This window comes from Rhodospirillaceae bacterium, assembly GCA_016722635.1.
Classification (GTDB): Bacteria; Pseudomonadota; Alphaproteobacteria; order JAEUKQ01; family JAEUKQ01; genus JAEUKQ01.
The window spans coordinates 289,720-302,910 of sequence record JADKIX010000003.1 but is presented as its reverse complement, the minus strand read 5'-3'; the positions used below and the strand labels follow the sequence as shown (position 1 = coordinate 302,910).

Genomic DNA, 13,191 nt, shown 5'->3' with positions numbered 1-13,191 from the left:
GATCAATTATCCAGAAAGCTACGCAATTTTCGGCTTCGGCTGGGATGCTTCAGTTTTCTTAAAGCTTTCGCTTCAATTTGCCGAATGCGTTCCCGGGTAACAGAAAACTGCTGACCTACTTCTTCCAAAGTGTGGTCTGTATTCATACCAATTCCAAAACGCATGCGCAAGACCCGTTCTTCACGAGGCGTTAAACTTGCCAATACGCGTGTTGTTGTTTCTCTGAGATTAGCTTGGATGGCTGCATCAAGAGGGACAATGGCATTTTTATCTTCGATGAAATCGCCTAAATGGCTATCTTCTTCATCTCCAATCGGTGTTTCCAAACTGATAGGTTCCTTGGCAATTTTTAAAACTTTGCGGACCTTTTCCAATGGCATCAATAGTTTTTCCGCCAGTTCTTCCGGGGTTGGTTCACGACCCATTTCGTGAAGCATTTGGCGGGATGTGCGTACCAATTTATTAATGGTTTCGATCATATGAACAGGGATACGGATGGTTCTGGCTTGATCCGCAATGGAGCGGGTAATCGCTTGCCGGATCCACCAAGTGGCATAGGTTGAAAATTTATAACCACGGCGATACTCGAATTTGTCAACGGCTTTCATCAAGCCAATATTACCTTCTTGAATAAGATCAAGGAATTGCAGGCCGCGGTTGGTATATTTTTTTGCAATAGAAATAACCAAGCGTAAATTGGCTTCTATCATTTCTTTTTTGGCACGGGTTGCTTCTTTTTCACCCTTTTGGACGGTATTCGCGATACGCCTGAAATCATTGATCGGTAATTTACACGTTTTGGCAATCGTTACAATTTCATCTCGGATAACCTGAACTTCAGCCTTATGCTTACTAATAAGGATCTTCCAATTCTTGGAAGTTAATTTAGATAAATAATCAAACCAATTTGGATTTAATTCTTGGCCATAATAATGTTTAATAAAATCTTCACGTTTAAGTGCGGCTTTTTGGGCAACGCGTAATAATTTACCCTCGGCCATTACCAGGCGTTTATTCAGATCATATAATTGTTGAATTAACTGCTCTAAACACGAATTATTTAAGTGTATCGGTGACATCAAACCAGCTAATTCTTTTTTGAGTTTCTCATGGCGCTGGTCTGATTGCTTGGAATTGACTTCACCTGTTAAGGCTTGGGAAAGGCGGGCAGCTTGTAATTGATTTTGCTTCTTAGATAATTTGCTGATTTTTTCAAAAGTTTCTAAAATCCCTGGCAACAATTTTTGTTCCATAGCAGCTAAAGAAACATTTTCTGGATTGTCTTCATCTAGCTCCTCTTCAACTCCGGATACGGTGGGCAGTTCACTTTCTTCTTCTGATGAATTGTCCGTTTCCTCTTTCCCATTTTTTGCGACCGATTTTTTTCTTTTTTGTTCTGATGTTTCTTCAGAAACTGCTTGGGTATCTTTAGGATTTGGCGAAGAGGGAACAACAAAAGTGGTCTCTGGCAAAAACAAGTTTTTTTCATCTTCGGGCAAGTTGGTATCGTAACTTGCATCAAGATCAATAATATCCCGCAAAAGCAATTCCCCACTCATCAGGCCATCATGCCATGCGGCAATTGCTTCAAATGTTAAGGGATTTTCACAAATACCGTAAATCATCATGTCTCGGCCAGCTTCGATCCTTTTTGCGATGGCAATTTCGCCTTCTCGCGATAAGAGCTCGACGCCGCCCATCTCTCGCAGATATAATCGTACCGGATCATCAATCCGGCCGCCAACGCCCGCTTCTTCGACAGCTTCCGTCGGTTCTTCTTCAGGCGTTTCTGCGCTTTCGGGCCTTGCTTCTTCGTCGATAATTTCTTCATCAACGATGTTGATTCCCATTTCGTTAATCAGGGACATCGTATCTTCAATTTGTTCAGAAGAAACTTTTTCCGCAGGCAACGCTTTATTCAGTTCGTCATAGGTCACATAGCCACGTTCTTTGGCACGACCGATCATTTTTTTAATTACGGGCGGCAAATCACCGGAAACAATAGTATCAACTGGTTCCTCTTGCTGGATGTCCTCGGATTCAGATATTTTCGAGGATTTAATCGCCATATTTTGCCTCTTTCAGTTATAAACCTGCACAGGTTATATGATTATAAGCTGCGAAATGTTCGTTTGGGTTAAGCAATTCTTCAATAAGACTATAACGAATGATGCTAATATCTTGAAAATTATGCAAATTTCAAGATTTTTATTGCATAAACGTTACTTTTTAGCAGATTTTAAATTTAAAGCAAATTTAACCAAACTTTCTTCAAGCTTTTGTAAGGCCTCATGGAACTGATTATCAAAAAAACTATCAGGTATTTCCTTAGGAAGTGGTAACAAAAGCTGTTTACGTCTCATCATATCATCTAAAATATCCTGATATCCTTTTAAATGAAGGAAATCACTTATTTTGTGTTGATCGGAAATATCGTGATTTATCAAATAATCCACTGCATCAGAGAAAAATGTTCTAATGCGTATTGCTAAAGAAGATAATAATAATAAACCTTGGATATAGCTTAATTGTTCCGCATAGCTATTCACCAGACTTGGTTTTTCCACCAGAAGGGCAATAACGCGTAGTATTTTATTATAGTCAGCATGCTCAATAGAAAGAGGGTTTTTTCTTGGCGCTTCTCCATCACGCAACTGAGTTTCAGCTGATCCAGCGGATTGTTTATATTTTCCTTTTTTTAAAAAAGCTTTAGGGGAAAATTTCTGTTGATAATCAGCAATTTTCATCTGATAGCGACGCCTGTAGTCTTCGCCAATATCCTTATAGCTAATTGTAGAAATACGATCGAGTAATCTTTTTTTGAAGCCCGACCAGCGTTCCGGTGTATCAATTTTTTCCGCGGCCATTTCCACATCCCAAATAAACTGATCCAAGGGTCTGGCTTGATTTAAAACCTGTTGAAAGGCTGCATTACCGTGAGTTTGAATCAACGTGTCAGGATCGTAATTTGAGGGCATTGATGCCATTAAAATTGATTTCGATGGTTTCAAAATAGGCAAAACACGCTCAATAAGCCTGGAAGCTGCCCTTAATCCGGCTTGGTCACCATCAAAACAAATGATAGGCTCATCCACATATTGCCATAATTTTTCAATTTGTTGTTCGTTAATAGCGGTACCTAAGGGCGCCACTGTTTCTTGAAAACCTGCTTGATGTAAGGCAATCACATCCATGTAGCCTTCGACGACAATCACCTGTCTTTTCTCGCGGGCAGCTTTTGCAATAAAAATTTCTCCATATAAAATCTGTCCCTTATGAAAAACAGAAGTCTCTGGGGAGTTTAAATATTTGGGTGCCGTGAAAGAGGATGTAGGCATGTTTTCGGGATTATCAAGTATCCTGCCGCCGAAACCCACAACCCGTTGTTGCCGATCAACGATCGGATACATAACGCGTCCCCGAAACCGGTCGTAGCTGGCGGCGCTGTTTTCCGATTTTAAAATAAGGCCTGCTTCTAAGAGAACTGGCTCATCAAAGCCTTGCAGTAATAAATGTTGTTGAAGGGCTTGCCGTTGATCATCAGCCCAACCTAAGCGAAAATGATCAATACTTGCTTTTAGCAACCCTCGTCTTAGCAAATATTCCAAGGCTTTTTTTCCGCTTTTTTCCTGCAATTGCTTGATAAAAAATTGGGTGGCTGCTTCTAAGGCCGCATAAATTCTTTTCTGGGGAGCTATAAGAGGTGAATCTTGCCTATCGGGCAGGGCTATGCCGTACAAATCAGCAATTTTTTGGGTGGCTTGGTTAAAGTCAATATTATCTTGGCGCATGACAAAGTCGATAATGCTGCCGCTTGTGCCACAACCAAAACAATAAAAAAACCCTTTGTTTCCATTGACACTAAAAGATGGACTTTTTTCTTGATGAAAGGGACATAAGCCAATAAAATTCTGTCCCTGGCGTTTTAATTTAACCCAGCGCTCAATAAAGGGAACAATAGGAACTTGTTTGATTTGTTCAATAAAATCGCTAAAATCAGCCATTCAACAAACAATTTAAAAAAGTTGTTTTAACAAAGCGCCCGCTTTACCCATATCCACCCGACCAATGTATTGAGTTTTGAGGGATGCCATAACTTTACCAAAATCTTTGGCGTTGGTAACATTCAGGGTTTTAACCAACTGCTGTAAAACTTGTTGTAGTTCCTGATCACTTAATTGCTTTGGCAAATAAGTTGAAATAATATTTATTTCTTCCTGTTCTTGGTCTGCTAGATCTTGCCTATTGCCTTGTTGGTAAAGCGCAATACTATCGCGTCTTTGCTTAATCATTTTCTGTAACATAGCGGTAATTTCTGAATCGGCGATCCCTTGCATATTGCCTTTGCTGCTGGCATCGATGTCATGTTCTTTAAGTACCGCAATAATGAGACGAATGATTAAAGTTTTTTTTGGTTCTTTCTGTTTTATCGAGCTTTTTAATTCTTCGGAAAACCGTTCGCGTAAGGGTAGAATCATCAGCTTTTCATCCGCTTTTTATGTTAATAGGATTAAAATAATATCAATTAGAACCATTACCCTGGTTTATATGAGATGTCATCAAAGGGCCGTTTAGTATTTTTAAAAGATTGGCTTGCCGTTTAAAACACCGCAATTTTGCAAAGCTCATTTTTTATGGTGCTGTTTTAAAATGGGGCGGCTCCACCGCAAATAAAAACCAAAGAAACACTTGGTTTTTATCAGACCATTAACTTTAAATAATACAGGCATTTAAGGGTAATTAACTTTATCAGGTAAGTCAAATAAATTAGCCAATCACTGTTTTTTACAAAAAAGTTCACTTGACGTCAAAGCCAAGATATCACCAATGTCTTAATCGCTGCCTAAAAAAAATTGTAAAGATCTGTATGCGGCAGATAGCAAAATGCCGTTTCAAAATCTTCAAACCTATGACTGGTGAGGGCTGACATGCAACCGTTCACTTTAAATTCTCCTGAATCGATTGTTTCCAAGAATGAAGATCATTCTGTTGGCATTATTGTTTTAGAAGATGGAACGACCATTTTGGGTACAGGGATGGGAGCCAGGAAAATAGAAATTGGTGAATTATGTTTCAATACCTCTATCACCGGTTATCAGGAGATACTTACCGATCCTTCCTATGCCCGGCAGATTATTAATTTTACCTTTCCCCACATTGGCATTGTAGGCACAAATTCGGAGGATGCTGAATCAAGGAAGTCTTTCGCCAGCGGCTGTATTTTTGCGGCCCAATCCGGGCATTTTTCCAATTGGCGTGCCCAAAAAAGCTTAAATGAATGGTTCATTGAGGAAAATCTGGTGGCAGTTGCCGATGTTGATAGCCGATATTTGACCCATTATATCCGCCAGGGAAAAGCAGTTAAAGCTTTAATCGGGAATATCTTGCCAGAACAAATACAAGTCAACCAGTTGTTAGCCAAACTTAAAAATTGGCCAGACATCGATGCTGCTGATTTGGCTTTGCATGTAACCTGTTCCCAACCATATGAATGGATGCAAGGTAGCGGCAATTGGGATGAAAATGCTAACCAGGTACGATTTCAACCTTATCATATTGTGGCGATTGATTATGGGATTAAACGCAATATCTTACGTTGTTTGGTTGATTATGGCTGTCGCGTAACGGTTGTTCCTTGCCAAACTTCTGCGGAAAATATCCTTAAGCTTAAGCCGGATGGAATATTTTTATCAAATGGCCCTGGCAATCCGGTTGTGACAGGTCAATATGCTGTGCCGATCCTTCAAAAATTAATTGATAGCGGCGTACCCATCTTTGGCATATGTCTAGGGCACCAATTGTTGGCAATCGCGGTGAACGGTAAAACTCAGAAAATGTCTTCAGGCCATCGGGGTGCAAACCATCCTGTACAAAATCTATTGAATGGCAAAGTGGAAATTACCAGCCAAAACCACGGTTTTGCAGTGATGGCCGAAACCCTTCCTTCCTATGTCACAGTCACCCACCGTTCCTTATTTGATCAATCTGTTGAAGGGATGCAATTTGAGAATAGACCGGTTTTTTCTGTTCAATATCACCCGGAATCTTCACCAGGTCCCCATGACAGCCGCTATTTATTCACTCAATTTATTGAATTGATCCATCAGTATCGTCAATTTAATCAACGTTGATATGTGATACGGAAATTTATAAAGCTATTAACGGGAGGGTTTCATATATGCCCAAAAGAACAGATATCAAATCAATCATGATCATTGGCGCTGGCCCTATTATTATCGGGCAGGCTTGCGAATTTGATTATTCCGGGGTGCAAGCTTGTAAAGCTTTGAAACAAGAAGGGTACCGAGTTATTTTGGTCAACTCAAATCCCGCAACGATTATGACGGATCCAGAACTGGCGGATGCAACTTATATTGAGCCATTGACTGTAGAAATCATCACAAAAATTATCGAACAGGAGCGTCCGCAAGCTTTATTACCCACGATGGGGGGGCAGACTGCTTTAAACCTTGCGATGAAACTGCATCAAACCGGCGTTTTAGATAAATTTAAAGTAGAAATGATCGGGGCTAAAGCCGAAGCGATTGATATGGCTGAAGATCGTTTATTATTCAGGCAGGCAGTTCAAAATATAGGCCTTGAAACCCCCCGCAGCGAAATTGTTCGGAATATGGAAGATGCACAAATGGCCGTTCAAAAAATAGGATTGCCAGCCGTCATCCGTCCTTCTTTTACTTTGGGTGGTACGGGGGGAGGAATTGCATATAACCGAGAAGAATACGAACAAATTGTCCGGGGTGGTCTTGCCGCTTCCCCCGTTCAACAAGTGTTGGTGGAAGAGTCAATTGTTGGCTGGAAAGAATTCGAAATGGAGGTGGTGCGCGATAGGGCAGATAATTGTATCATTGTCTGTTCCATTGAAAATATTGATCCGATGGGGGTGCATACGGGTGATAGTATCACCATCGCCCCCGCTTTGACTTTAACTGATAAAGAATATCAACGCATGCGCAATGCATCGATTGCCATTCTTCGGGCAATCGGGGTAGACACGGGTGGTTCAAATGTTCAGTTTGCAATCAACCCCGATAATGGCCGCATGTTGGTGATTGAAATGAACCCACGTGTTTCGCGGTCATCAGCCCTTGCCTCCAAGGCCACCGGATTCCCGATTGCAAAAATTGCTGCTAAGCTGGCTGTTGGTTATACCCTGCACGAACTAAAAAATGATATCACCCAAACTACCCCTGCCTCTTTTGAGCCAACCATTGATTATATTGTAACGAAGGTACCCAGATTTGCTTTTGAAAAATTTCCTGGAACGGAGCCTATTCTGGGCACATCAATGAAATCTGTGGGTGAAGTGATGGCGATAGGACGATCTTTTAAAGAATCCATCCAAAAAGCTTTGCGTTCTTTAGAAACGGGATTGTCCGGCTTTGATGAAATAGCCATTCCTGGTGGCGATGATAAACTTAGTTTACAAAAAGCCTTATCGCGGCCTACACCGGATCGGCTTCTTATTATTGCCCAAGCATTACGGATGGGTATGTCGGTTGAGGAAATTCGCAGCATCTGCAAATATGATCGTTGGTTTATTTCACAAATTGCTGAAATTGTTGCAGAAGAAAATAAAATCATTCAGGAAGGGCTGCCTAGGGAAGCAGCGGCATTTAACCGGATAAAAGAAAATGGGTTTTCAGATAAAAGGCTTGCAAAACTGACGAAAGTTACTGAAAAAGATATTACAGACATGAGGCGAAACTTAAAAATCAATCCGGTTTATAAACGGATTGATACCTGTGCCGCAGAATTTTCATCCAACACCTCTTACATGTATTCCACTTATCATGGAATTCGTCAGGGGCTTCGGGTATGCGAAGCAAAACCTTCGTCCCGTAAAAAAGTGATTATTTTAGGAAGCGGCCCTAACCGGATCGGGCAGGGGATTGAATTTGATTACTGTTGTGTGCATGCGGCTTATGCTTTAAGGGAGGCTGGCATTGAAACAATCATGGTTAATTGTAACCCGGAAACTGTTTCAACCGATTATGATACATCGGATCGTTTGTATTTTGAACCGCTGACACCAGAAGATGTTTTTGAAATTATTTACCTAGAAAAACAACAAGGACAGCTTCTGGGCGTGATTGTGCAGTTCGGTGGGCAAACCCCACTGCGTTTAGCGGAGTTTCTTGATAAAGCAGGTATTCCAATTTTAGGAACCTCTTTTGATATGATTGATTTAGCGGAAGATCGCAAACGTTTTGGCCAGCTTCTTACGAAAATACGTTTGCACCAGCCACAAAATGGGACCGCTACTACTATGGAAGAAGCCCTAAGGGTTGGCCAAGAAATCGGTTTCCCGATTATTATGCGTCCCTCTTATGTTTTGGGGGGAAGGGCTATGGAAATTGTTCAGGATCAGGCTGGATTACAACATTATATCACCCATGCTATCCAAGTTTCGGGGGATAATCCCGTGCAATTGGATTCATACTTGCAAAATGCTATTGAGGTGGATGTTGACGCGATCGCCGATAAAAAAGATGTCTTTATTGCCGGTATCATGGAACATATCGAAGAAGCCGGTGTTCATTCGGGTGATGCTGCCTGTTCCTTGCCCGGATATTCATTAACCGCACCTGTGTTGGATGAATTAAAAAGGCAGACGATACTACTTGCCAAAGAATTAGGAGTGGTGGGGTTGATGAACGTGCAATTTGCCATCAAAGATTCGCAAATTTATGTATTAGAAGTTAATCCACGAGCAAGTAGGACGGTTCCCTTTGTAGCAAAAGCCACGGGCATTCCGCTGGCTAAAATTGCCGCTCGAGTGATGATTGGTGAGTCCTTGGCAAGCTTCGAACTTAAACCCCAAAAACTTCCCTATGTTGCTATTAAAGAGGCAGTTTTCCCATTCTCTCGGTTCCCTGGAACAGATATTATTTTAGGTCCCGAAATGAAATCCACCGGGGAAGTCATGGGGATCGATGAAGATTTTGGTAAAGCATTCGCCAAAGCCCAATTAGCAGCCGGAACGTTACTACCGCTGCATGGAAACGTATTTGTATCAGTCTGCGATAAAGATAAACTGGCAATTTTATCTGCTTGCCGTCAATTAATCACAATGGGTTTTACCATCCTTGCGACCCGAGGAACCGCTTCTTTCTTAGAAAAAAAGGGATTGCAGGTGGAAGTGGTCAATAAAGTTTTGGAAGGTCGTCCAGATATCATTGACACTATGAAAAATGGTAAGGTACACTTAGTATTCAATACTACGGAAGGACCCCAGACCAAAAGAGACAGCTTCCTAACGAGACAGACCGCTTTGCATTTGCGCATCCCTTATTGTACGACTATAGCCGGCGCATCAGCGGCAGTTTCAGCTATCCGCGCCTTGCAACAGAGTAGTATTGATGTCTGCAGCTTACAGCAGCGCTTAAAAAAAATACGTGACTATAATATGAATTTGTTATAAAAGTGACGGCTTATTTATTTGATAAAGAGGTTTGTACATGTCCAAAATCCCCATGACGATTGATGGTTATACCCGCTTATCAGAGGAGCTGAGATATCTGAAAACAATTGAAAGGCCAGCTGTTATTAAGGCGATTGCTGAAGCAAGGGAGCATGGTGATTTATCAGAAAATGCTGAATATCATGCAGCCCGAGAACGGCAAAGTTTTATTGAAGGCAGGGTAGGGGAATTAGAGGATAAAATTGCTCGGGCAGATGTTATAGATGTTTCAAAATTATCTGGTAACCAAGTCGTTTTTGGAGCCATCGTTACCTTGATTGATGATGATACTGACGAAAAAATTAAGTATCAAATTGTTGGCCAGGATGAAGCAGATATTAAAAATGGTCGCTTGTCCATTAGCGCTCCTTTAGCAAGAGCGTTGATTGGCAAACAAGTAGATACAACAGTCGAAGTGACAACACCAGGCGGGTCAAAATCCTATAGCATTGAGAAAATAGCATTCAAATAACGAACGCCGCCTATTTTCTCATTATAGGCTATATAGCGAAATAACTCTTGTTACTTGAAGTGAAATAAGAAAGTGAAAAAAAATAGAGTAATTTGGCTTCCTGCAATGGCGGAACCACCAAAGATATAGCCGATCCCTAAGAAAATTTAGCGACTCGTGGTTTGAGAAAGCAGGTTCAGTTTTTAGGCGGCATTATTTTTAGCTTGTCGCAATAAATCAAAAGGTATCCCAGGTTCGTGTTTGCTATTACGAATGGCAAGGGATGATTTGACATGCGTGACGTTGACAGTAGCCGTCAATTGGGTTGTTAAGAACTGCTGATAAGCTTCCCAATCTGGGGCAATAATTTTAAGTAAAAAGTCTGTTTCGCCAGCTAACATGTGGCACTCACGAACCATTGGCCAAGTTCTTACCAATTGTTCGAAAATTTGCAAATTGGTTTCCCCATGTTTAGCAAGGCTAACTTGGGCAAAAATGGTCACATGATATCCCAACAAGTTAGCATTTAACTCTGCATGATAACTTTTAATGTATCCTGCATCCTCCAGATGATTTACTCGGCGCAAACAAGGAGGTGCGGATATACCAACCCGCTGAGATAATTCAACATTGGTCATTTTACCATCATTTTGCAATTCTTCAAGAATTTGCAGGTCGATGCCGTCTAATTTGTGTTTAGGTGCTTGTTGCATCGTCTTCCCCCATCGCCTACCGTTTTGAATCGGTCTGGATTTCTTTTATAAAAGAATTTAATTTTTTATAACTGGCTTGCATAATAAGTAAATACTATAAGTGATTAACAAGAAAAGATATTTAAAAATAATATAAAGAGGACTCAAGCGTATTTTGTGTGTTAATCAATATCGGATCATAGGAAGAGGTTGTTTTTGTTATAATAAGGATTATCTTGGTGCAAGTGCCACAGTAAATAAGATTTATGATAGGGTTAACAAGTTATGCTAGTTTCTTTTATATAGTAGATTTTGACGTTTTATTCACCCTCATTAGGGATCAATTATGGCTGATAGAAAAAAAACATCCATCCACACTAATATTTTAATTATTGGCTCTGGCCCTGCGGGCTTGACTGCTGCAATTTATGCAGCGCGCGCCAATCGGTACCCTATTATGTTAACGGGAATGCAACCGGGCGGACAGATGACCATTACGACTGATGTAGAAAATTATCCTGGTTTTTCTCAAACCATCCAGGGACCTTGGTTAATGCAAGAAATGCGTGCCCAGGCGGAACATGTGGGAACAAAGATCATTGAAGATTTGGTAACCGAGATTGATTTTAATGTGAGGCCCTTCAAGGTAAAAACCGATAGTGGGGCGTACTATTCTGCTGATGCGATTATTATTTGTACGGGCGCACAAGCTCGTTGGTTAGGGTTGGAGAGTGAACATAAATATCAGGGCTTTGGGGTGTCGGCTTGTGCAACTTGCGACGGTTTTTTCTTTAAAAATAAAACTGTGTGTGTGGTGGGGGGGGGGAACACAGCGGTTGAGGAATCTTTATATTTAACCCAGCACGCCAAAAAAGTAATTTTGATTCATCGAAAATCTAAGCTACGCGCTGAAAAAATGATGCAAGACAAATTATTTAAAAACCCTAAAATATCGGTTATTTGGGATAATGTGGTTGAGGAGGTTATGGGATTAGACAACCCTAAAAGGGTAACCGCTGTTAAATTAAAAAACATACAAACTGGTGTTGTCGATTCTATTCCAACGGATGGGTTGTTTATAGCTATCGGTCATAAACCAGCTACAGAAATATTTGTAGGTAAGCTTGCTATGGATGAGGAAGGCTATTTGCTAACTAAAGCTGATTCGACCGCCACCACCATTCCTGGCATTTTTGCAGCGGGGGATGTTAAAGATAAGGTCTTCCGCCAAGCTGTAACTGCTGCTGGAATGGGCTGTATGGCGGCCCTTGAGGCAGATCGCTATCTTTCCCACTTAGAATAACGGTAAAACAAGCTTTCACTATCAATATTTGGCGTATGACGGCTGATTTTTTGCAACGCCTGTTATTCAGGCAGGCGGCGGCATGGTAGGCTTCGTGCCTATATGCAAGATTTGTTACTTTCGGGCAGTTGCTTGAAAGACGGGTTGGCTTATCAATAAGCCGCATGAATTATTATGCAATCATATTTTATTGTAAAACAAGCATTCGGGAGCAATTTTCAAAAAGCCTATTCATGTCATCGGATTGCCTAACATCTAAATCGATATTTTTGTTCTTAACGATTTATTAACGAAGCTTTGCAAAGATCAGCTTATCGAAAACATCAAGCTGAATTTGTCAAAAGGAGAAAAATTATGAAAAACCAAACAGAAGAAAAGAAAATTGTCGCCTTTAGAACAATTTATTTGGCGGCAGTTATTGTAGGCTCGTTAGGCTTAGCAGGTTGTCTGGATTTCGATCTACTGAATAAGCCGTATCCGGGCGATGTCAGGACACATGATACTGGTCCAACTGAGGCACCAGCACCACCCGATGAAGAAGAGCCGAGTTGATGAAGTAGGGCAGAATAGAAAGTTAAGAGTGCTCTAGAGCTTACCTATCGAGAGCAACAATGATCATATGTGCTGTGGTATATTGATAGAGGATGTCAATGCAAATTACCCAATAACAAGCCCCCATCAGGGGGCTTGTTTCATTATAATAAAGCAGCAATTGCGTGAACAACCGCAGCTATTTTAACGCTTTCCTGAATGACTTCTGTGGAGATGTTTAATTTTTGCAGTTCGTGTTCGTGGGCATTTAAACAGGCGGCACAACCATTAATGGCTGAAGCAACCAAACAAAAAAGTTCAAAATCAGCTTTTTCAATGCCATGGGTAGCGATACCGTTCATCCTTAATTTTGCAGGCAGATGACGGTATGCTTCATTCTCCACTAAATGCGTAAAACGGTAATAAATATTATTCATGCCCATCAAAGCAGAGGCTGTTTTTGCAGCCGTTAAAGCCTGCGGCGATAATTGGGAGGTAAATTCTTCTAAAATTTTCTCTATCACCATTTTATTGCGGCTGACAATCGCAGCTACAATAAAACAACCGGCTTTTTGTTGATTCGAAAGCAAGGTATTTGTTTGCAAGGTAGAAATATTGATCCGTAAGTCTTTAGCGTAATCTGGTAAGGTTTCTTTCAATTTTTCAATGGACATGGGATGAATTCCTTATAAAAAAAGCGGCAAAGAAGAAATTGCCGCTTTAAAACTGAGTA

At 40.9% G+C, this 13,191-nt stretch carries 10 protein-coding genes; 5 read left to right on the top strand and 5 right to left on the bottom strand.

Annotated elements, in window-relative coordinates; translation table 11 throughout:
• Positions 1-2 precede the first annotated feature (2 nt).
• The 3 genes from rpoD to IPP67_01725 all read right to left on the bottom strand — a co-directional run bounded on the left by rpoD (position 3) and on the right by IPP67_01725 (position 4,478).
• Positions 3-2,069 (bottom strand): RNA polymerase sigma factor RpoD, encoded by a 2,067-nt coding sequence (gene rpoD / locus IPP67_01735; protein ID MBL0337922.1) that lies wholly within the window; start codon positions 2,067-2,069, stop codon positions 3-5.
• 153 nt (positions 2,070-2,222) lie between these two features.
• A complete protein-coding gene (locus IPP67_01730; protein MBL0337921.1) occupies positions 2,223-4,004 on the bottom strand; it encodes a DNA primase in 1,782 nt (593 codons plus the stop codon).
• Positions 4,005-4,016: 12 nt separating this feature from the next.
• Entirely contained in the window at positions 4,017-4,478 is a 462-nt protein-coding gene (locus IPP67_01725; GenBank protein ID MBL0337920.1) for a GatB/YqeY domain-containing protein, read from the bottom strand.
• A gap of 450 nt (positions 4,479-4,928) precedes the next feature.
• Between IPP67_01725 and carA the strand changes: the two genes are divergently transcribed.
• Genes carA through greA form a run of 3 tightly spaced genes read left to right on the top strand, consistent with a single transcriptional unit; the run spans position 4,929 to position 9,953 of the window.
• The gene (carA, locus tag IPP67_01720; GenBank protein MBL0337919.1) at positions 4,929-6,131 is read left to right on the top strand and encodes a glutamine-hydrolyzing carbamoyl-phosphate synthase small subunit; all 1,203 of its coding nucleotides are present in this window, start codon (positions 4,929-4,931) and stop codon (positions 6,129-6,131) included.
• A gap of 47 nt (positions 6,132-6,178) precedes the next feature.
• Entirely contained in the window at positions 6,179-9,442 is a 3,264-nt protein-coding gene (gene carB / locus IPP67_01715; protein ID MBL0337918.1) for a carbamoyl-phosphate synthase large subunit, read from the top strand.
• Between the two features lie 37 nt (positions 9,443-9,479).
• The gene (gene greA, locus IPP67_01710) at positions 9,480-9,953 is read left to right on the top strand and encodes a transcription elongation factor GreA (protein ID MBL0337917.1); all 474 of its coding nucleotides are present in this window, start codon (positions 9,480-9,482) and stop codon (positions 9,951-9,953) included.
• 182 nt (positions 9,954-10,135) lie between these two features.
• On the opposite strand, the gene IPP67_01705 is transcribed toward greA, so the two are convergent.
• A complete protein-coding gene (locus IPP67_01705) occupies positions 10,136-10,645 on the bottom strand; it encodes an Lrp/AsnC family transcriptional regulator (protein MBL0337916.1) in 510 nt (169 codons plus the stop codon).
• Between the two features lie 325 nt (positions 10,646-10,970).
• On the opposite strand from IPP67_01705, the gene trxB reads away from it, so the two are divergent.
• Together trxB and IPP67_01695 are read left to right on the top strand one after the other, a co-directional pair.
• Complete coding sequence (gene trxB, locus IPP67_01700; protein ID MBL0337915.1) at positions 10,971-11,927, top strand: thioredoxin-disulfide reductase; 957 nt, start codon at positions 10,971-10,973, stop codon at positions 11,925-11,927.
• A gap of 354 nt (positions 11,928-12,281) precedes the next feature.
• On the top strand, positions 12,282-12,479 hold the full coding sequence (locus IPP67_01695) for a hypothetical protein (protein ID MBL0337914.1): 198 nt from the start codon (positions 12,282-12,284) through the stop codon (positions 12,477-12,479).
• A gap of 143 nt (positions 12,480-12,622) precedes the next feature.
• On the opposite strand, the gene IPP67_01690 is transcribed toward IPP67_01695, so the two are convergent.
• Entirely contained in the window at positions 12,623-13,132 is a 510-nt protein-coding gene (locus tag IPP67_01690; protein ID MBL0337913.1) for a carboxymuconolactone decarboxylase family protein, read from the bottom strand.
• Between the last annotated feature and the right edge of the window lie 59 nt (positions 13,133-13,191).

Bases quoted from the DNA above. Each gene is read 5' to 3' on its own strand.
- IPP67_01725 (MBL0337920.1), bottom strand. From the start codon at position 4,478: ATGATTCTACCCTTACGCGAACGGTTTTCCGAAGAATTAAAAAGCTCG.
- carA (MBL0337919.1), top strand. From the start codon at position 4,929: ATGCAACCGTTCACTTTAAATTCTCCTGAATCGATTGTTTCCAAGAAT.
- greA (MBL0337917.1), top strand. From the start codon at position 9,480: ATGTCCAAAATCCCCATGACGATTGATGGTTATACCCGCTTATCAGAG.
- trxB (MBL0337915.1), top strand. From the start codon at position 10,971: ATGGCTGATAGAAAAAAAACATCCATCCACACTAATATTTTAATTATT.
- carB (MBL0337918.1), top strand. From the start codon at position 6,179: ATGCCCAAAAGAACAGATATCAAATCAATCATGATCATTGGCGCTGGC.
- IPP67_01695 (MBL0337914.1), top strand. From the start codon at position 12,282: ATGAAAAACCAAACAGAAGAAAAGAAAATTGTCGCCTTTAGAACAATT.
- IPP67_01690 (MBL0337913.1), bottom strand. From the start codon at position 13,132: ATGTCCATTGAAAAATTGAAAGAAACCTTACCAGATTACGCTAAAGAC.
- IPP67_01730 (MBL0337921.1), bottom strand. From the start codon at position 4,004: ATGGCTGATTTTAGCGATTTTATTGAACAAATCAAACAAGTTCCTATT.
- IPP67_01705 (MBL0337916.1), bottom strand. From the start codon at position 10,645: ATGCAACAAGCACCTAAACACAAATTAGACGGCATCGACCTGCAAATT.
- rpoD (MBL0337922.1), bottom strand. From the start codon at position 2,069: ATGGCGATTAAATCCTCGAAAATATCTGAATCCGAGGACATCCAGCAA.